Source organism: Proteiniborus ethanoligenes, assembly GCF_900107485.1.
Classification (GTDB): Bacteria; Bacillota; Clostridia; order Tissierellales; family Proteiniboraceae; genus Proteiniborus; species Proteiniborus ethanoligenes.
In genome coordinates this window covers 25,807-47,912 of the sequence record NZ_FNQE01000003.1, presented here as the reverse complement: position 1 = coordinate 47,912, position 22,106 = coordinate 25,807, and the positions used below count along the sequence as shown (strand labels likewise).

The 22,106-nt window shown below is 32.3% G+C and carries 16 protein-coding genes; 13 read left to right on the top strand and 3 right to left on the bottom strand.

What is annotated here, in order from left to right:
* Entirely contained in the window at positions 1-1,755 is a 1,755-nt protein-coding gene (locus BLV37_RS02205) for an ABC transporter ATP-binding protein (RefSeq protein ID WP_091726646.1), read from the bottom strand.
* Between the two features lie 182 nt (positions 1,756-1,937).
* Here BLV37_RS02205 and BLV37_RS02200 point away from each other — a divergent pair, with 182 nt between their 5' ends.
* The 4 genes from BLV37_RS02200 (at position 1,938) to BLV37_RS02185 (ending at position 5,210) form a co-directional block, all read left to right on the top strand.
* On the top strand, positions 1,938-2,132 hold the full coding sequence (locus BLV37_RS02200; RefSeq protein WP_091726644.1) for a hypothetical protein: 195 nt from the start codon (positions 1,938-1,940) through the stop codon (positions 2,130-2,132).
* A gap of 88 nt (positions 2,133-2,220) precedes the next feature.
* Entirely contained in the window at positions 2,221-2,967 is a 747-nt protein-coding gene (locus tag BLV37_RS02195; RefSeq protein ID WP_091726641.1) for a glycerophosphodiester phosphodiesterase, read from the top strand.
* Positions 2,968-4,179, top strand: coding sequence for an MFS transporter (locus tag BLV37_RS02190; protein WP_091726640.1), 1,212 nt, complete (start codon positions 2,968-2,970; stop codon positions 4,177-4,179).
* A gap of 155 nt (positions 4,180-4,334) precedes the next feature.
* Positions 4,335-5,210 (top strand): diacylglycerol/lipid kinase family protein, encoded by an 876-nt coding sequence (locus BLV37_RS02185; RefSeq protein ID WP_244270453.1) that lies wholly within the window; start codon positions 4,335-4,337, stop codon positions 5,208-5,210.
* Positions 5,211-5,237: 27 nt separating this feature from the next.
* Here the strand turns inward: BLV37_RS02185 and BLV37_RS02180 are convergent, their stop codons facing one another.
* On the bottom strand, positions 5,238-5,642 hold the full coding sequence (locus BLV37_RS02180; protein ID WP_091726637.1) for a bactofilin family protein: 405 nt from the start codon (positions 5,640-5,642) through the stop codon (positions 5,238-5,240).
* 24 nt (positions 5,643-5,666) lie between these two features.
* Positions 5,667-6,617 (bottom strand): M23 family metallopeptidase, encoded by a 951-nt coding sequence (locus tag BLV37_RS02175; RefSeq protein WP_091726635.1) that lies wholly within the window; start codon positions 6,615-6,617, stop codon positions 5,667-5,669.
* 351 nt (positions 6,618-6,968) lie between these two features.
* On the opposite strand from BLV37_RS02175, the gene BLV37_RS02170 reads away from it, so the two are divergent.
* From BLV37_RS02170 to hutI, 9 genes are all read left to right on the top strand, one after another.
* On the top strand, positions 6,969-7,427 hold the full coding sequence (locus BLV37_RS02170; RefSeq protein ID WP_091726632.1) for a MarR family winged helix-turn-helix transcriptional regulator: 459 nt from the start codon (positions 6,969-6,971) through the stop codon (positions 7,425-7,427).
* A gap of 6 nt (positions 7,428-7,433) precedes the next feature.
* Entirely contained in the window at positions 7,434-8,855 is a 1,422-nt protein-coding gene (locus BLV37_RS02165) for an MATE family efflux transporter (RefSeq protein ID WP_143031468.1), read from the top strand.
* Positions 8,856-9,128: 273 nt separating this feature from the next.
* Positions 9,129-14,513 (top strand): diguanylate cyclase, encoded by a 5,385-nt coding sequence (locus BLV37_RS02160; protein WP_091726627.1) that lies wholly within the window; start codon positions 9,129-9,131, stop codon positions 14,511-14,513.
* A 100-nt stretch (positions 14,514-14,613) separates the two neighbouring features.
* A complete protein-coding gene (locus BLV37_RS02155) occupies positions 14,614-15,618 on the top strand; it encodes a LacI family DNA-binding transcriptional regulator (protein WP_091726624.1) in 1,005 nt (334 codons plus the stop codon).
* 119 nt (positions 15,619-15,737) lie between these two features.
* Positions 15,738-16,118, top strand: coding sequence for a hypothetical protein (locus tag BLV37_RS02150; RefSeq protein ID WP_091726621.1), 381 nt, complete (start codon positions 15,738-15,740; stop codon positions 16,116-16,118).
* 193 nt (positions 16,119-16,311) lie between these two features.
* Positions 16,312-17,841: a histidine ammonia-lyase gene (gene hutH, locus BLV37_RS02145; protein ID WP_091726619.1), complete on the top strand. Its 1,530-nt coding sequence runs from the start codon at positions 16,312-16,314 to the stop codon at positions 17,839-17,841.
* 13 nt (positions 17,842-17,854) lie between these two features.
* Positions 17,855-19,879, top strand: coding sequence for a urocanate hydratase (locus tag BLV37_RS02140; RefSeq protein ID WP_091726616.1), 2,025 nt, complete (start codon positions 17,855-17,857; stop codon positions 19,877-19,879).
* Between the two features lie 16 nt (positions 19,880-19,895).
* The gene (gene ftcD, locus BLV37_RS02135) at positions 19,896-20,792 is read left to right on the top strand and encodes a glutamate formimidoyltransferase (RefSeq protein ID WP_091726614.1); all 897 of its coding nucleotides are present in this window, start codon (positions 19,896-19,898) and stop codon (positions 20,790-20,792) included.
* Positions 20,793-20,801: 9 nt separating this feature from the next.
* Complete coding sequence (gene hutI, locus BLV37_RS02130) at positions 20,802-22,061, top strand: imidazolonepropionase (RefSeq protein ID WP_091726611.1); 1,260 nt, start codon at positions 20,802-20,804, stop codon at positions 22,059-22,061.
* The last annotated feature ends 45 nt before the right edge of the window (positions 22,062-22,106 follow it).

The window sequence follows — 22,106 nt, the reverse complement described above, 5'->3', positions numbered from 1 at the left end:
CTATAATAAATTTTGAATTTTATCTTCTAATAATTGTTTTTCGTAAATATTCTTATAAATTCCTCCAAGTCCTACTAGAACCTCGTGCTTACCTCTTTCAACGATTTCTCCATTATCTAAAACGATTATTTCGTCAGCATTTTTAATTGTAGATATTCTATGGGATATGATTATGGTAGTGCGTGATTTCATTATTTCCCTAAGGTTTTCTAGTATTCTTTCTTCTGTCTGGGTATCTACTGCTGATAAGCTATCATCTAGTATCAGTATACCTGGGTATTTGATTATTGCCCTGGCAATAGATGTTCTCTGCTTCTGGCCTCCTGACAAGGTCACTCCTCTTTCTCCCAGGATAGTATTAAATCCTTGAGGGAATTCTACCACATTATTATAAAGCTCTGAAAGCCTTGATGCTTTTATTATCCTTTCTTCATCAATCTCTTCTTCAAAGGAAAAGCCTATGTTTTCGCTTATGCTTGTGGAGAAGAGAAAGCTCTCTTGCGGAACATAGCCTATATTCTCTCTTAAAGTAATTAATGAAATGTTTTTCAAATCATTACCATCTACTAAAATACTTCCTTCATCAATATCATAAAGTCTAATTAGCAAATTAACTAATGTGGTTTTTCCGCTTCCTGTTCTTCCGATAATAGCTAAGGTATTCCCGCTTTTTACTTTTATGCTAATATTTTTTAGTGCATAATTTGAGCTTCCAGGGTATTTAAAGGATACGTTTTTGTACTCAATATCTCCATTTATATTATCAAGCTCTAAAGGGTTTTCAGCATCTACTATTTCTGGCTTTTCATTGAATATAGAATTTAACCTTTCCATTGAGGCAATACCTCTTTGAAATATGTTTATGACCCAGCCTATAGCCATTATAGGCCATACTAGGAGTGCAATATAGCTATTTAATGCGATAAAATCTCCTAATGATATTTCGTTGTTAATGACCGCCATACCTCCATACCATATTACTATAAGAAAGCTAATTGCTGATATAAACTGAATTAATGGTGAAAATGCTCCCCATACCTTTATTAAATCAATATTCATCTTGAAATTATGCTGATTTGAATCAGTAAATTTACCTATTTCTTTTTCTTCCTGTACGAAGGACTTAATGACCCTAACTCCTGCAAAGTTTTCTTGAACTTTATCAGTCAATTTTGAGAAAGCATCTTGAACGTTTTTAAATCTTCCGTGTATCATCTTACCAAATTTCATTACCATGAAAGCTAGGAAGGGTAAAGGCAGGAGTGCAATGAGGGTTAATCTTAAATTGGCAGTTCTAATCATTGCATATATGGTTGACAATGTAATAAAAAAAGCATCTGTCAGCATGACGATACCTGGACCAAGAGCCATTCTTACAGCGTTAACATCATTTGTAGCATGTGCCATTAAATCTCCTGTTTTATGCTTGTTGAAATAGTTAGTTGAAAGAGTTTGAAGATGGTTAAACAGTTTGTTTCTTAGGTAATATTCTAATTGCCTTGATGTTCCATTTATATATATCCTCCAAAAATATCTTCCCACACCTATGAAAAGACCTGCCATAATCATATAAAAACAATACTTCACAAGATCTTGATTAGTTAGCTCCCCAGCCTCAAGCAAGTTAGTGATTGTTCTTAGAATTTGGGGCACTAGTAACTGGGCAAGATCTACTATTAAAAGCCACAAAACACCTAGTGCATACTTCCACTTATACTGAATGAAAAATTCCTTCAAAGTCTTAAAATTCTGCATGATTTACCTCCTCTTTAGTCGGATTAATCTAAACAATATATTTCGACACTCAAAATAAATTACCTTCTTTGTAATAATTATTTTTTAATTTTTAATAAAAAGGAATATTTTTTTCTGTATGTAAAAAACTAAAGTCGAAAGAGGTAAGGAATAAATTAGTGTAGGCATAGGAGGTGAGAAATATGCAGATGAATACTCTTGATATGCTGAAGAAAAAGCTATTAGATGCGCAAGAGATGGTAAGAGATTATGAAATGTTTTCAAAAAAAACTGATGATGAGGAAGTTGTAAATACATTCAAAAAGTTTGCAGAAGAATCAGGAATGCAGGCAAGGAAGCTACAATCTATTGTAGATAAACACGAGGGTTTTAAATAAAGGACTTTTATAGTCCTTTTTTTCGTATAATAAAGGAAATTTTCTGTAGAGGTAGAATATAATTAATGGAGAAGGGGGAGTGGTCATTTTGAAAGGGTCATTAATCATTGCACATAGGGGAGCTTCAGCTTATGCTCCTGAAAATACGATAGCTTCTTTTTTAAAGGCTATAGAGATGAATTCAGATGGGATAGAATTAGATGTACATATGACAAAGGATAAGGCTCTAGTTGTGTGCCATGATGAAACAGTTAATAGGACAACAAATGGTGATGGATTTATTAAGGATCATACTTTGCAGGAGATAAAAGAGCTTGATGCAGGAAGTTGGTTTGGAGAACAGTTTAGGGGAGAGAAAATTCCTGTATTAGAAGAGGTAATGGACCTTATCAAAGATAAGGATATGCTACTTAATATAGAATTAAAAAATGCTCCAATACTTTATGAAGGCATAGAAAAAAGGGTTATTGATATAATCAAAAGCTACAATATGGAAGAAAGAGTTATAATATCTTCTTTTAATCATTTTAGCCTAATCGAAGTTAAAAAGTATAATCCTAAAATAAAGACTGGAGTATTATACATGGCAGGCTTAGTAGAGCCTTGGGTTTATGCAAAGAGGCTTAAAGCTGATGCATTGCACCCACTCTTCTATAATCTAATGATTCCTGAAATAGTTAAAGGCTGTCAAGAAAATGGTATAATGTTAAATCCATTTACTGTTGACGATGATAAGTTTATAGCGGCTATGATTAAACTAAATGTAAATGGTATAATAACAAACTACCCAGATAGGGGGATAAAAATTAGAGATAATATTATAGGAGGGGTATAGATGAAACTAAATTATAAAAAGACCTTTATTCTAGGCCTTGGTTTCTTTGTTATTAGCTTAGTATGGTCATTGTACAATTTTTATGTTCCTTTGTTTCTAAGAGACTTTTTAGATAGTCAGTTTTGGATAAATGCAATAATGACCTTCGATAATCTATTAGCTGTAAGCTTAATTCCTGTTATTGGTGCTATGAGCGACAGTACTAGGACTAGATTTGGCAGAAGAATGCCATACTTAATAATAGGCATACCAATATCTGCTGTTCTTTTTAGCATACTGCCTTTCTATACTAGCTTTATTAGTATAGTAATTATTTTGTTTTTCTTAAACTTATCAATGGCTATATATAGAGCTCCAACAATTGCGCTTATGCCTGATATTACACCTGCTCCCCTTAGAAGTAAGGCTAATGGGGTTATTAACTTTATGGGTGGTTTAGCTTCTGTACTAGTTTTGTTTGTAGGAGCATATGTTTATGAATTTAATAAGTATTTACTTTTTATATTAACTTCAATATTGATGATAGTATCATTGATTCTTCTTCGTAAATTTATAAAAGAGCCAGATAAAGGTGAAGTTAGTAAAGAAGAAAAAATTAATGTTGTCGGTGCTTTGCTTGATGTTGTAAGAAACAAAGACAAAACAGCTCTTTATTTATTGTTTGCAATTTTCTTCTGGTTTGTGGCTTATCAGGGTGTTGAAGCAACATTCAGTAATTATAGTGTTTATTTTTTAGGTACAACTACTAAAACAGGGTCTATTATAATGAGTAGCTTTGCTGGTATGTTCCTAGCATTTGCCATACCTAGTGGATTTATAGCATCAAAGGTAGGAAAGAAAAGAACTATTTTAATGGGGATAACAGGGCTTATTGTAGTATTCCTTATTTTATCTACTATTAGAGCTACTACTACTTTTTTATCGCTACCTTTTAATGTAATAATGATGATTCTTATGGGTATAGGTGGCTTCTTCTGGGCACTTATAAATATTAACTCTTATCCTATGGTTGTCGAATGTACCACAGAAGATAAGGTGGGAACATACACTGGCTTATATTATTTCTTTTCATCACTAGCAGCCATACTCGGACCTTTGATGTTTGGTTTTTTCGTAGATATTATAGGATTTGAATTCATGTTCATAGTATCATCTTTTTCCTTTGTTTTAGCATTTATTTTCATATTCTTTACTAAGCCTAAAGGGAATTAAAATAGATATATTAAGAAGGAGACTCTATCCTTCTGCTATAAACTGATTGATAAAATGCAAATAATATATTATTATATCTGTAATATAGATAGATTTAGTCATTGAATAATAGGCTATAATTATTGCATATAGGGAAGGTGAGTTTATTGAAAAAGGTGAAGGTTATTTATAATCCTTCTTCCGGTAGGCAAGTTATTCAGAGAAGAATAGATGAAATATGCAAGATACTTTTAGATAATGGATATATAGTTGGCAAGTTTGCAACTAAAGAAAAAAATGACGCTATGCAAGAAGCCATAAGATGCTGTAAGGAAGATTGGGATATTATAGTAGCTTGTGGTGGAGATGGAACTGTAAATGAGGTTGCAACGGGCATCATTATTGGAGGGAGGAAAATTCCAGTTGCTATCTTAGCTGCTGGTACTGTAAATGACTTTGCAAATTATATGGGACTTCCAAAAGGTTCGAAGGAATTTTGTGATATGATAATGGATGAGAATACTATCGATGTAGACCTAGGGAAATGGGAGGACAAATATTTTGTAAATGTAGCCGCAGGTGGATTCTTAACTAATGTAGCTCATCAGGTTCCTACTGAAAGTAAAAATGCTTTAGGAAGAATGGCTTATTATTTGGAAGGGCTCAAGGAAATTCCTAAGCAAATGTTTAATGGAATAAATGTTAAGATAAGTAGTGAAGAATATACTTCAGAGGAAGAGATATTTTTGTTTTTAGTTTCTAATAGCTCTTCAATAGGTGGCTTTAAAATGCTTGCACCTAAAGCACAGGTAGAGGATGGACTTTTAGATTGTATTATAATAAGAAAATCAGAAATACAGGATATAGTATCAATTTTTATAAACATATTGACAGGTGAACACGTCAATCATCCAAACGTTGAGTACTTTAAGACTAGAAAAATTACTATTGAATCTAATGAAAAGGTTCAGGTAGATATTGATGGCGAATATGGTGGAACTCTTCCTGCAACTTTTGAAGTAGTCCCTAGAAGTTTTAAAATATTTTGCTAAAAAATTAAAAGGAGCCTTAGGCTCCTTTTATGAATTATGCTTTTTATTTTCTTTTTTTGTATCTCTATCATTCATAGTGGTATCACTAGTACCTTCCATTTTGCATTTCCCATCAAATATTGCATTTTCATCTACAATTAATGTTTTTACTTCAGCATCTCCTATTAGCTTTGCTGTATTACCTAATCTAAGCTGTTCCCTACAATGGATATTACCCTTTACAGTTCCAGATATGTAAATGCTACTGCATGTAATATTTCCAATTATTTTACCTTCTGGTCCTATAGTTACGTTTCCTTCTACTATAACATCACCATCTAATTCTCCATCTATTCTTATAGCTCCCTTAGCTTCAATTTTACCACTAAATTTTGTATTGCTTCCAATTAAGGTATCTATTTTCCCAATAGTATCTTCATTTTTTTTAAACATTAGTATCCCCCCAAAAAAATATAGCTAATCCATATTATTTATAACATTCATAGGATTTACAGGCTTACCATTTAGTCTGACTTCAAAGTGCAGATGCGTACCTGTGCTTCTACCAGTACTCCCCATTTCACTTATTATTTGCCCTTTTTCTACCTTGTCTCCAACTTTAACTAAAAGCTTTCTGTTATGTCCATATATTGATTGGTATCCATACCCGTGGCTTATTATTATATATCTACCATAACCACTACTGTAACCAGCAAAAGTTACTACGCCACTACCAGCTGCTTTTATTTTAGTTCCTGAGCTATTAGCAATGTCTATACCGTTATGGAACTCTGTACCTCTACCAAATGGATTTTTTCTATTACCAAATCCAGAAGTAATTCGGCCACTAGTAGGCATAAGATTAGGCTTAGCATCTAAATATTTAAGTCTTTTTTCAACATCATCAATAAGTGTGCTAAGCTCTAAAGAACTTTGATCTAATTGAGATGATAACTCTTTCATCTTTGTATTTAAATCAATATCTTCATAATCCATAACACTACTTCTCCTAAGAGCTGGTCCACCTCTTGACGGACTTGCATCATTGTTTGTAGACTCTTCCGAAGTTTTTTCAAGACCTACAAGATTTCTTACAGTTTCCTGTAACTGAGCTATGGAGTCAAGCTTTTCCTGTACTTCTGCTGATTTAAGTCTTAAATTTTCGATTTCACGTTTTTGCTGTTCATTTAGTTCTTCTAGGTCCTTAAGTATATGAGCCTTTTCATCGTAGCTTTCTTTTAGTCTGTTATGGGAAGAATATAAATCATAAGTTAGGTAGCCAGAAGTCAATAAAACTACAAGGATTAAGCCTAAAAAAAACTTTGGAATCCAGGTGGCTATATTTATTTGACTTATTTCCTTAGAATGGGGAACTATGAGCAAGGAAATAGATTTTTGTGGTTTGCTTTTTATATGTACTGTTTTCACTTTTGCCCCCCTTTCAAAAAAATAAACTTTCAATAATTAAACTAATTCTTATTTTATCATTAAATAATATATATTCTAGTAATAATTTCTAAATCCTCTTTTATTTTTTAAATCTTTATTATTGATTAGCATAGTATTTTTAAAAAATAACTATATACTTCATATAATAAAGCTTTTATTCGTATGTAGATTTTAAAATATAATAAATAAACATAGAATTACCAGTAAAAATGAATTAAAGTAATTTTTATTTAACAATAAATAATAACTTTTTCAAAGTGAAAAGATTGACTAGATATTTAGGATAGGTTAATATATTTAGTGAGACGAAATATATTTGGAGGTGGAGAGGTGCATAAGGATGGAGTAGAAACTAACGTAGAATTAATAGAAAAGTACTTAAGAAAAACAGATTGGATAATAAGAAAAAAAGGTAGAGAAATATTGAGCCATATGAATATAACGGATCCTCAGTTTATTGCTCTTCAGCATATAGTAAATAATCAACAGCTTACAATAGGAGAGCTAAGCCAAAGGATGTCTTTAGCCTGTAGCACAATAACAGATTTAATAGATAGAATGGAGAAAAATGAGCTAGTCCTTAGAGAAAAGGATGAGCAGGATAAAAGAGTAGTTAGATTAAAGGTTCAGCCAAAGGGGAATGAAATTGTTAAGCAAGTATTAAAAAAGAGAAGAGAATATTTATCTGAGAAATTAACAGACTTAAGTGAAAATGAAAAAGAGCTTTTACTTAAAGGTCTCAAACACTTATATAACGTAATGATTGAGGAAAGCGTCAAGGAGGATTGATTGCATATGTCTGAAGAAGCATTAGATATAAAAAACAAGGGATTACCTGAGACCAATTTAGAAAAAAACACTTTAAAGCTTGCTTTACCTGCAATAGGAGAAATGCTAATGCAAACACTTTTAGGCTTTGCCGATATGGCAATGGTAGGAAGCTTAGGAGCTGGTGCAATTGCAGCAGTAGGGTTAAGTGATATGCCTATGATGACAGCAATGTCTTTTTTTGCTGCCATAAGTGTAGGTACAACAGCTCTAGTAGCAAGAGCTATTGGTGCCTCAAAACAAAGTGAAGCTAATGAGGTAGCCAGACAATCTCTAATATTGAGTGTAATAATGTCTGCCGTATTTATGATTTTAGGCTTATTGCTTGCTACTCCAATTGTAAAGCTTATGGGAGCAGAACCTGATGTTATTCCTATATCTGCTTCATATTTCAAAATCAATGTTTGGGGCCTGCCCTTCATGATTATAACTATGATAATGAATGGCGTATTAAGAGGTGGTGGAGATACTAAGACTCCCATGTATATAAATGGTATTTCAAACATTGTAAACATTGTAGGAAACTTTTTTCTAATTTATGAAAGTAGAACAGTGAATATAAACATACCTTTTATAGATAAAAGCATATCTTTTTTTGCACCAGGAGCAGGATGGGGAGTCGACGGTGCTGGTATAGCTACTACATTTTCAAGATTTGTAGGCTTTGTTATAATAGTAGTGATTCTAATAAAAGGAAGTAGATTTGTTAAAATAGATTTTAAAGAAAAGCTTAAATTAAATGTAGATATTATAAGAAGGATATTCAACATAGGTATTCCTGCAGCTATAGAGCAGTTTCTTATGAGGTTTGGACAACTATTGTTTAGTAGAATAGTATCATCATTAGGTACTGTAACCTTTGCTGCTCATAGAATAACTATGACTGCTGAATCCTTATCCTTTAATGCTGGATTTGGATTTGCCCTTGCTGCAACCACATTAGTAGGACAATACTTAGGAGCAGAAAAACCTAAATTAGCAGAAAAAAGTGGTTTTATAGCTGTTAAGATGGGAGCTATTTTAATGGCCATTGTTGGAGTATTTTTCTTTATATGGCCTGATTATTTTCTCATGATTTTCACTAAAGATAAGGAAATACTTAGTATTGCTAGAATATGTCTAAGAATCGTAGCCATATCTCAACCATTCTTAGCAGCAGTCATGGGCTTTTCTGGTGCTCTACGAGGTGCAGGAGACACTAGGAGAGTTTTAGTAATAACTCTTACTGGAATTTGGGGGGTTAGACTAGTTTTTGCTTATCTTTTTGCAATAGTTCTTAATTGGGGATTGATAGGGGCCTGGATTGCTATGAGCTTAGATTTAATAGTGAGAGGTACATTGTATTTCTTTATATTTAAAGGTGGAAAATGGAAATATGTTAATGTATAGAATAAAATACTAGTTTGAATTTCATACTGTGCAAGAAATAAGCGTTCAGGTTGGGTTGTTGGGTTATCTGAACGCTTATTTATCTCTTAGCCTTTTCATGTATGTGTAAAATAAAATATAGATAATTTAAAAAGTCTATAAAAATCAAAAAAATAATTTAAATTGTTAAAAAAACTTTATATATATGTTATAATATCATGGATGTGACATTTATTTGTGGAAAGTAGAATATAAATTGGTAATTAAGGTAGTTTGTACTCTGGGGGTAGGGAAATGCAACTTATTAACAATAGATATAGAATAAAAGATACATACAAGGTCTACGATGATAGTACTATTTTTACAGTACACGACCTATGGAATAATAACGAAGAGCTACTGTTAAAGCTGCTTAGTGGAGACAAAAATGCTACCCTTATTGATGAATTTATCCATGTTTTTATTGAAATTAGCAGCTTAAAACATAAAGGAATTATATCGAATCATAGCTTTGATATTGTAAATTCTATCGATAACAAGCCAACTATAGTTAAACAATACTTTTATACTATGGATTATGTTAATAGCAATAAACTCACTAGCTATATCGGAAGATTGAATATTGAACAAATACTATCTATTGTTGTGCAGCTATTAGAGGTTGTGTCTTATTTAGCTTTTAGGGGCTATCCTTATAGGTATATAAATCCAGACAACATATTTGTTATAGATGATAGGGACAATTTTAAAATTAAATTAAATGATTTTGCAGAGATAATCCTAAGAGAAAGAAAAAATATTTATAATGATGAGTACAGTGACTATATGGCTCCAGAGGCTAGATATAATAATGCTAATAATAGCTCAGATATATATTCTATTGGGATGTTACTTAAAACTATGTTAATAGGGAAAGCACCGAATTTAATTGGACATGCTTTTAAAGCTGCAAGCCATTTAAAGCTTAATAAAAATCAAGAAGACCTAATTGATGATTTAATATCTAGATTAGTAAACAAGGATTTATCCTTAAGGCTTGTTGAGCCAACTGAAATAGTTAATGAAATTAACAAAATATTTGGAAAAGACTATAGATTAAAATTAAAAGAAAGTAGAAACAAATTGATTTTCAATCATCCTATAGTTGGTAGAGATAGAGAAATCAATATTGTTTTAGATATTGACAAGAACATTGGAAATAATAATTTAGATAAAAAACTAATATCATTTACTGGAGAAGATGGTATAGGCAAAACTAGACTATTGGAAGAGCTGGAATATAGACTGAGAATGAGAGGAAGAACTGTATTTTATACTTCCATTACAGATTCAAATGCAAAAGAGCTAAGCGGAATTATTAAAATACTTAGGAGCATGATAAAAGACTGTGATTCATATCTTATAGAAAAATACGGCTGTGAATTAGTTAAAATAATTCCAGAAATTTCTGAGTCAGGAGATATTAAACCTTCATCAATGCTTAGTGGCACAAGGGAAAGACTTAGACTATATGATAGAATTACTAATTTCATAATTGATAACATAAAGAATAATCCAACCTATATATTGATAGATGATCTTCATAACAGTGATATAGAAACTATTAATTTGTTAAATTATTTAATAAATAGCGGCAGACAAGTTCCGTTAATATTAATTGCTTCATATCATAAGGACATGCTGGAAAAGAAAAAGGCCCTCAATGACACAATTAATACATGGATAAAATCTAGGAAAGCTCATGAGTATAGGCTGTTTCGTTTAAATCTAAACGAAACTTCAGATTTAATAAAAAGTATTTTAGGAATAAGCTATAAAGCTATTAATTTTTCAACAAGAGTTATGAATGAAACCTTAGGTAATCCTGGGTACATTGAGGAAGCCATAAAAAACCTTGTAGCAACAGGAGAGCTTTTCATTAATGAAAAAGGAAACTGGGATGTGCCAACGAAAAACTATGCAAGCTTATACATACCATCTAATATTGGAGATGCTATAAAAAGGCAGATTAAGCTATTAGATAAGGAATTATATGATATAGCTAAATATATCTCAATATTTAATACTTCCGTATCTAAAACTATTATTAGAAAATTGGCTGAGGATTATGGTATAGATTCAGATCAATTAGTTGATAAGCTGGCCTCAATGAAAATACTAGACGAGAGAGTAGAGGATTGGGGTTATACTTATGATTTCTATAATAGACAAATTAAGATGTTTATTTATAGTGATATTAAAGAAGATGAGAAACAAGAGCTTCACAGAAAAGCTGCTGAAATTTTAGAACAAACTTATATCCAGCAGGATAGAGGCAATGTAGACGAGCTCATCTATCACTATAATATGTCTAAGCAGCTTGATAAGGCTATTAAGCATACAATATTGAATGCAAAGAAAATGAAAGGCTTAGTAGGAAATATTCAATGTATTCATCTGTGGGAAAATGCTAATGAGCTTATGAAGGGCAGAAGAGACATACACAAGCTAGAAGTATTAACTAATTTAGGAAGCTTATATTTACTTCATGGTATGACTGGGAAATCGATAAATTGCTATAAAGAAGGATTAAAAATAGCTGAAGAGCTTAAGGAAAATAAATATATAGCAATTTGTAATAATGGATTATCTTCCGTTTTTCTTAGAAGATATGATATGGATTTAGCAGAGAAGCATGCAGACCAAGCAAAGAAGATTTCACAAGATCATGATTATACTGAAGAATTGTTAGAATCCATAAGGAATCTTTATAAAATATATATATCTAAGGGAGAATACGATACAGTACTAGAACATATTGATAAATACCTAGATATGGCTAAGGAACATGATTTCGATTTATATGCAGGTTATTTATATAACCATAAAGGCATAATAAAGGCCTTTACAGACCAGATAGAACAAGCACTAGATTACTTCGTAACTAGCTACCAGTATCTTCAAAAATCAGGAGACCTTGCAGAGTCTACTAGAGCGCTTAACAATATTGGGTCCATATATTCTGAATATTTCGACGACATAGATCTTGCAATGGCTTACTTTAAAGAAGGCTTAGAGATTACAAAAAAATATCAATCCCTAGAAACAGAAGGAAACTTTCTCAATAATATTGGAGAGCTTTATTTTAGAACAAACGATTATGCTCTGGCTAAAGATTATATAAAGAAGGTAGAAAATATTGCTAAGGATATTGAAGATGAAGGGTTACTATTTTTGTCTTATATTAATCTAGGATTGATATATTTGCGCATTGGTCAATTTGATAAATGCTATAAACTTTATGAGAAAGTGAAAAAAACATTTGATGAAGGCTTTGTTGAAGAACAGTACATTTCAAGATATTATTATTTTTTAGGTGAATTTTATTTTACATTTGGAGTATGTGATAAAGCACTAGAATATTTTAATAAGACAATAGAGAGCTGCAATCAGCTTGAAAATATTTTAAAATTAGACTCTTACTTAAAAAAAGTTTTGTTAGAATATTGTGAAGAACGTAATGCAACAGAAGAAAATATAGAGAACGTAAGAGAACTATATAGACTAAGTGGTTACTGTGGGGAAAGAAGAAGGGCTTTATTAACGCTTGCAAACACATTGATGATATATGATAATGCTAAATTAGCGGAAGACTTGCTTTTAGAGGACGATAAACTGATAGGAAAGTATACTACAAAATATCTGGACATATTGAGAGATATGACAATAGGAAAACTCAACAAGAATTATGAACAGTTAACTAATGTATCTAAAAGGGTAAAAAACTCAGGACATTATAGAGTTGAGTTATCCAATTATGTTGAGCTTGGCGATATTTGTTTTGAGAATAAACAATATTACAAATCAGCTAATTATTATTTAACTGCATTAGATTTGCTATATAGACTAACAAGAAAGATACCTAATAAGAAGTTGCAAGTGAATTTTGTTAAAAAGAACATGGCTTCAGAAATTATATCAAAGCTAAATAAAATAGTTTTAGTCATAAAGGGTGATAATGCATTAAATATTAATACTATTGAATTCACTGAGGCTATGGAACTAGAAGATTACTTTAACATCAAAAAAATTGTAGAATTATTTAATGAAAATATTTTTAATTTCGACATAAAAGAAGACTCAGATCCTTCCTTAAAGGGTGTTTATAGCTTTGAAGAACTAATACTGCAACTAAGCAACAATTATAATCATAATTTAAATATGATACTTAAGTATGCAGTGGACAAGACCTATGCAAATAGAGGGATAATTTGTGTTCATGATTATGAATCTGGAGAGCTAGTTACTGTAGCGTCAACATCAGAAGATGATATTATACCTGAAGAAGAACGGATTTTGTCCGAGGTAAAGAAAAAAAACAGAGGAATTCTTATTAATAAATCCTTTGACTATGAAGAACAGGAACAATTACAATATGCTGATGATAACATAAAAGCCATTATATGTATGCCTATATTCAAGCTACAAGCATCAGATCATATAGAAGAGGTAGCTGAAAGACGTAAATCGTACACTCATATTAACAATGAAGATATTATTGGATATTTGTATTTAGATACTGATAAGCTATTTAATAAATTTGATAACAAAAGACTTAAAATTATTGATGCCCTTTCTCATCTTATTTCTATTAATATTGATAATTATATCCTTAAAATAATCTCATCAATAGATAAAATGACTGGTGCTTATACTAGAAAGTATTTTGATAGTATTTTTAAAGACTTTATCCTATTAGCAAGAAGAAGTGGAACTGAATTTTCAGTTATTATGCTAGATTTAGATAAATTTAAAAATGTAAATGATACTTTTGGACATAGAATGGGGGATGAAATATTAAATCGTATAGGGAATATAATTTTGAAAAATATAAGAAAAACTGATATGGTAGGTAGATATGGTGGAGAAGAATTCATTATTATATTACCGAATACTAACAAGGATCAGGGTAAAAAAATTGCAGAAAAAATAAGAAAATCAGTAGAAAAAACAGTAATGATAAATGAAGATTATCCTATTACAATAAGCCTAGGCATATCATCTTTTCCTGATCACGGTCAGACCCCAGATGAGCTTATTGAAAAGGCAGACCAGGCATTGTATAATGCAAAAGAACTTGGTAGAAATAAGAGCATCATTTGGAGTGATGATATAGGAAAATCTAATAAAAGGCTAGATAAATTAGCAGGAATCATTACAGGGAATACTGTTCACGATCAAAGAATAGGACTTGTGTTAGTAGAAATAATAGAATTAATGAGAGAAAAATCATCAAAAGAAGATAAAATATTTAGAATACTTGGAAGACTAATAGAAATATTAGAAGCAGAAAAAGGAACACTTATTATAGTGGATAAAGACCAAAATATCCAAAACATTTATGGTCGACAGAGGTTTTTGGATATATGGGCTGAGAATCCTGAATGTAACGATAAGGTAATATATGAAATAATAAATGAACAAATAGGTAAATTCTTTATTGATTGGGAGGATATAAGAGGAATAGATTTAGTTACTGGAAAGCCTAATTGGTTATCAATTATAGCAGTTCCACTTATAAACAATGGTGAGATTAAAGGAGTACTTAAAATAACTGTTCCTATTAAAGAAAAAGAATTTGACTATAATAGCTATAACTTTGTAAATACTATTAGTGACATAATAGCAGCTATGCTATAAACCTTAGCTGCTATTATATCTATCTAAAATTGAAAATTAACATTGTTGTGATGATTGGATAAAGAAGGTATAAAAATACAAATAACAGGAGGAAAAAATCATGACTGCAACTATTAAAGATGTGGCTAAAATGGCTGGAGTATCTATATCTACGGTTTCTAGAGTAATAAATAATTCCAAGCCAGTAAGCCCAGAAATAAGGCAAAAGGTTTTAGAGGTAATAAATGAAATTGGATATAAACCAAATGAGGTTGCTAGAACATTAGTAACTAAGAAATCATTCTTAATAGGTGTTATAGTAACTGATTTAGGAGATACTTATATTGCACAATTAGTAAGGGGCATAGAAGAGGTTGGGAAAATGTACGACTACGATATATTACTATGTAGTACATATGGAGATAAAGCAGCAGAAATAAAATACATGCAGATTTTAAGCAGAAAACAAGCAGAAGGAATAATACTTATTTCGGACTCCTTAAATAAGGAAATAGATAACCAAATAAAGGATTTTAAAATGCCCTTTGTTTATCTAAATAGATACTTTTCTAATGAGGATTTCCCTACTGTAACCATTGATAGCCTTGAGGCAACTTATGAAATGACAAATTATTTAATCAGCCTAGGACATGAAAATATAGCATATGTATCATCTAGTGAAGAAGAAAACTCTCTAGAAATGATAAAGCTTGAAGGTTATAAGAAAGCTATATCAGAAAATGAAGGCTATGAGGAAAAAATATATTATGCTAAGGGAAGGAACATAGATGATGGCTATGAAATATGCAAGGATATAATTAGCTCTAATGATGAAATTACAGCAATATTCTGTAGTCACGATGAATTGTCAATTGGTGTACTAAGCTATTTGCATGATAACAATATTAAGGTTCCAGATCAAATGTCTGTAGCAGGCTATGGTGATATTAAGACAGCATCAATATTTAGACCTAGATTAACTACAATAAAGGAGCCTTTCTATGATATAGGAGCAGTTGCTATAAGAAGAATAATAAAGGAAATAAAAAAAGAAAAAGTGGATAAAGATACTATTATCCTGCCTTTCCAAATACAAAAACGAGAAAGCTGTGCTAAAATATTATAAGGAATAGGAAAGTTCAACTTTGATTTTTTTATAAAAGAGGCTAATTACTAGCTTCTTTTTTCTTGATATACATATTATAAACTGGTAAAATTAAGTAGATAATATATTTGAGGTGGCGTATGTCAAAAAAACATCGTAACAATGAAACTATAAAGCTATTAAGAAAGAAAATTTTAATTAAAATAGCCATAGTAACCTTAGCTCTTATAGGTATTGTGTTTTTAGTAGCTTTCATCAAGCATGGAAAACAAGTGAGCAGTGTAATTTTAAGTGATTATTATTTTGTTGTAGGTACAATTATATTATCTGGTAGTGTATTAATGAGAATCTTTGCATGGCTAATACATAAAAGGTTTATTTTAAAGCCTGGTAATTTTAGTGAAACTGATACAATGAATGCTAGAATGCTACTAAAATTTCTGACTAAAGTGCTATTAATCATTGGCACTGCCAATATTATATTGTCGTTAATATTTACTGCAGTGTACTATGTTGCATAATAAATTAATATTAGAAAACGAATCTATATAGAGTCTCTACCATTAGGGGCTCTATTGCTTTATCAAGTTAATACTACACATTACTAAAATTTGTTGAAGAGTTAAAATATTTTTGCAAAAACAGGAGGAGATTTAGTATAATTAAAGAATAGATAATAAAACCTAATTATGATAATAATTGAGGAGTGATATTGTGAGAAAAGTAATATTAGATGGAAATAGTCTCAGGATAGAGGATATTGTTCACGTAGCTAGAAATAATTATGAAGTGCAATTATCTACTGATGCTATAGATAAAGTAATAAAATCAAGGGAACTAGTTGATAGGTTCGTGAATGAAGAAAAAGTTGTTTATGGAATTACGACAGGTTTTGGCAAATTTAGTGATGTGGTTATTTCTAAAAAGGAAGCAAGGACCCTTCAAAGAAACCTTATAATAAGCCATTCATGTGGAGTTGGAGAGCCTTTAGATGAAGAAATAGTAAGGGGGGTTATGCTCCTAAGAGCAAATGCTTTAGCAAAGGGGTATTCGGGAATAAGACTTGAAACTCTGAACACTTTAATTGAAATGCTAAATAAGGGAGTTCATCCTGTAATTCCTGAAAAGGGTTCTTTAGGAGCAAGTGGCGACCTTGCACCTCTCTCACATATGGTACTTGTAATGCTGGGAGAAGGTGAGGCCTTCTACAAAGGTGCTAGAATGTCTGGAAAGGAAGCCATGGAGAAAGCCAATGTTCCAACTATAGAGCTTACATCTAAGGAAGGGTTGGCACTTATTAATGGTACTCAGGTAATGACAGCAATAGGTGCATTAGCAGTTTATGATGCAATAAATATTAGCAAGATGGCAGATGTTAGCGCTGCTATGACTGTAGAGGCTTTAAATGGAATAGTCACAGCCTTTGATGAAAAGGTACACCAGGTAAGACCTCATGAAGGTCAAATAAACACAGCAAAAAATTTATTGAGAATTTTACAGGATAGCAAAATGACTACAGAGCAAGGTCAAATAAGGGTTCAAGATGCTTATGTTATTAGATGCCTTCCTCAAATTCATGGTGCTAGTAAGGATGCTATAAAATATGTTAAAGAAAAAGTAGAGATTGAAATTAACTCTGCTACTGATAACCCTCTTATATTTGAAGATGTAGAAGAAGTAATATCTGGAGGTAATTTTCATGGGCAGCCTATGGCAATTAGCTTTGATTTTCTTGGTATAGCATTAGCTGAGCTTGCCAATGTTTCTGAAAGAAGACTAGAGAGATTGGTAAATCCAGCCTTAAGCGGATTACCTGCATTTTTAGTGAAAAATGGTGGACTTAATTCTGGCTTTATGATTGTACAATACTCAGCAGCCTCTTTAGTTTCAGAAAATAAGGTTCTTGCTCACCCAGCAAGTGTAGATTCTATACCTTCATCTGCAAATCAAGAGGATCATGTATCTATGGGAACTATAGCAGCAAGAAAGGCAAGAGCCATATTAGATAATGCAAGAAAGGTTTTGTCAATGGAATTGTTGGGAGCATGTCAAGCCATAGATTTACGAGGAAACAAAGGACTTGGCAAGGGAACTCAAGTTGCATATCATATTATCAGAGAGAAAATAAAAACTCTTGAGAACGATCAGATAATGAATGTAGAGATAAATAAATGCGAAGATATTGTAAAGTCAGGTATAATTATAAAAAGCATAGAGAAATCCATAGGAGAAATATATTATTAGGAGGAGGAAAAGTATGATTAATAATCTTAATATTTCAAAGGCAATGACTATTAAGCTTGAAAACCATCTACCACCTGCACCTAAATTTACTCAAGGTGTTAGGAGAGCACCAAAGAGAGAATTCACATTGACGAAAAGGGAAACGGAAATAGCTCTTAAAAATGCACTTAGGTATATACCAGCAGAGCTACATGAAAAGCTAGCACCGGAGTTTTTAGAAGAATTAATGACTAGAGGAAGGATATATGGCTATCGTTATAGACCAGAAGGCAATATTAAAGGAAGACCTATACATGAATATAGGGGAAATTGCATAGAAGGCAAAGCCTTTCAGGTAATGATAGATAATAATCTTGATTTTGATGTAGCACTTTATCCATATGAGCTAGTTACCTATGGGGAAACAGGTCAGGTTTGTCAAAATTGGATGCAATATAGACTAATCATGAAATATTTAGAGGTATTAACAGAAGAGCAAACTTTAGTAATAGCTTCTGGTCATCCTGTTGGGCTTTTTAAATCTAGCGTGGAAAGTCCTAGAGTAATAATAACTAATGCATTAATGATTGGAATGTTTGATGATCAAAACCATTGGAACAAAGCGCAGGCTATGGGTGTAGCTAACTATGGGCAGATGACCGCTGGTGGTTGGATGTATATAGGACCTCAGGGAATAGTTCATGGAACTTTTAACACCATATTAAATGCTGGAAGAATAAAGCTAGGTGTTGCTGAAGATGGAGATTTAAGAGGCCATTTATTTGTATCTTCAGGTCTTGGAGGTATGAGCGGAGCACAGGGTAAAGCTGTGGAAATAGCTAAAGGTGTAGGAATAATAGCAGAAGTGGATTATTCTAGAATCCAAACAAGACTAGACCAAGGTTGGATAACTAGAGCTTCCAATGATTTAAAAGAGATTTTCAGTTGGGCAGATGAATACATGAAAAAGAAAGAGCCTATTTCAATTGCTTATCATGGAAATATAGTGGATTTACTTGAATATGCAGTAAATAACAATATTTATATAGAGCTTTTATCAGACCAAACCTCATGTCATGCACCCTATGATGGTGGATATTGTCCACAAGGCTTGAGCTTTGAAGAGAGAACAGAGCTTTTAAAATGTGATAAGGGCAAATTTATAGAGTTAGTAGATAAATCACTTATAAAGCATTTTCATCTTATTAGAGAACTGACCAATAGAGGTACTTATTTCTTTGATTATGGAAACAGCTTTATGAAAGCTGTATTTGATGCTGGAGCTAAGGATATAGCTAAAAATGGTACAGATGAAAGTGAAGGCTTTATATTCCCTTCATATGTAGAAGATATACTAGGGCCACTTTTATTTGATTATGGCTATGGACCATTTAGATGGGTTTGCTTAAGCGGGAATCATGAAGACCTTATAAAAACTGACAATGCTGCTATGGATGCTATCAATCCTAATCGAAGAGGACAAGATAGAGATAATTATGTATGGATAAGGGATGCAGAAGAAAATAGGCTAGTAGTAGGTACACAGGCAAGAATTCTTTACCAAGATGCACTAGGACGAAGAGACATAGCCCTAAAATTTAATGAAATGGTTAGAAATGGAGAAGTAGGGCCTATAATGCTAGGAAGAGACCATCATGATACCGGTGGAACTGACTCTCCATTTAGAGAAACCTCAAATATTAAAGATGGAAGCAACATAATGGCTGATATGGCTACTCATTGCTTTGCAGGAAATGCAGCTAGGGGAATGAGTTTAGTAGCACTTCACAATGGTGGTGGAGTAGGAATAGGCAAATCAATAAACGGTGGATTCGGACTGGTATTAGATGGTAGTGAAAGGGTAGACAATATTATAAGAATGGCCATACCTTGGGATGTAATGGGGGGTGTGGCAAGACGCGCATGGGGAAGGAATGAAAACTCCATCGAGACATGTATAGAGTATAACAATATGCACAAGGATAGTGATCATATAACATTACCATATATTCCAGATGAGGGCTTAATCAGTTCTCTTGTAGAAAAGGCATATAAATAAACAAGGGGGAGATAGTATGGCTAAAATAGTTCAATGTGTCCCAAATTTTAGTGAGGGTGTAGATAAAATCCTTATAGAAAAAATCATTGATGAAATAAGAAAAGTAGAAGGGACAAAGCTACTAGATTATTCAATGGATAAGGATCATAACAGATGTGTAACTACTTTTATAGGGACTCCCGAGGCAGTAGAAGAAGCAGCATTTAATGCATGTAAAAAAGCAGCGGAGCTTATAGATATGAGTAAGCATAAGGGTGAGCATCCTAGAATGGGAGCCACAGATGTGATACCTTTGATCCCTATAACTGATGTGACTGTGGAAGAGTGTATAGAAATGTCTAAAAGAATAGGGAAAAGAATAGGAGAAGAACTAGGGATATCTGTATTTCTTTATGAAAAATCTGCAAGTGCCTCTCATAGAGAAAATCTCGCTTCTGTGAGAAAGGGTCAATATGAAAATATGAATGAAAAAATGAAAGATAACGAATGGAAGCCCGATTATGGACCAGATACTCTAAATGTAAAGGCAGGAGCAACAGCAGTTGGAGCTAGAATGCCTCTTGTTGCATTTAATGTTAATTTAGGTACTGATAACTTAGAAATAGCGAATAAAATAGCTAAAAGCGTAAGAGGTAGAAATGGAGGATTTACAGCCTGCAAGGCTTTAGGCGTAGAGATAAAAGAAAGAAACATAGTTCAGGTCACTATGAATATGGTAGACTATATAAGCACGCCACTTTATAGGGTATTTGACATGATTGAAAGAGAAGCTAATAGATACGGAGTAAATGTGATTGGAAGCGAAATAATAGGCTTAGTACCTATGATGGCGTTAATCAACTGTGCAGATTATTATTTGAAGATTGAAAACTTCAGAGAAGATCAGATACTAGAAAAGAGAATATATGAATAGGGTGATTTTATGAAGGCTGATATTGTAATAAAAAACATTTCTCAGTTAGTTACAATGGAAGGACCTGATAAACCTAGAATAAAAGAAGAAATGAAAAACATTGGATTAATAGAAAATGGCATAGTTGTCATAGCAAGAGATAAGATCATTTATGTTGGAGAAGGCGAACTACCAGATGATATAGAAAGTCATGAAAAAACAAAGATAATCGATGGCAGGGGAAAAACTGTTACTCCAGGCTTAATAGATCCTCATACACATTTAGTACACGGAGGCTCAAGAGAAAATGAATTGCCTATGAAGCTAAATGGGATGAAATATATGGACATATTGAAAGCAGGAGGAGGAATACTAAGTACAGTTAAGGCTACACAAAATGCTTCTTTTGAAGAGCTATACAAAAAAGCTGAAAAAAGCCTTAATATAATGCTTGAATTTGGAGTAACTACACTAGAAGCTAAAAGCGGGTATGGATTAGATATAGAAACTGAGCTTAAGCAGCTAAGAGTAGCAAAGGAGCTTAATAAAAACCACCCTGTAGATATTGTCTCTACATTTATGGGAGCTCATGCAATACCCCTAGAATATAAACAGAATAGAGAAGAATTTGTTAAGATAATAATAAATGAAATGATTCCAAAAGTAGCAGAAGAAAAATTGGCTGAATTTTGTGATGTGTTTTGCGAAGAAGGAGTATTTACAATAGAAGAAACAAGAAGAATATTGAATGAGGCCAAAGAATATGGTATGTATTCAAAGCTTCATGCAGATGAGATTGAACCTATAGGGGGAGCAGAACTGGCAGCAGAGATAGGTGCAGTATCTGCAGACCATCTAGTAGCAGCAAGTGAGCAAGGCATGAAAATGATGGCTGAAAATGGAGTTATTGCAGATCTACTACCTGCTACATCCTTTAATCTAGGCTCTGGGAAATACGCAAATGCAAGAAAAATGATAGAATTAGGAGTACCTGTTGCTCTTTCCACAGACTATAACCCAGGAAGTAGCCCAACTGAAAATTTACAACTGGTAATGTCCTTTGCTTCAATTATGTTGAAGATGACTCCAGAAGAAGTTTTTTCAGCAGTTACTATAAATAGTGCCTGCTCTCTTAAAAGAGAAAATAGCATAGGTAGCATAAAAATAGGCAAAAAAGCAGATATTGTTATTTTCGATTCGCCTAATATTAATTATATTATATATCATTTTGGAATAAATCATGTAGATAAAGTAATTAAAAATGGAGAAATAGTAATAGAGCGTAATTAGAAAAAGGGCTAAATTCAATTAGCCCTTTTTAAAGTATTATAGAAG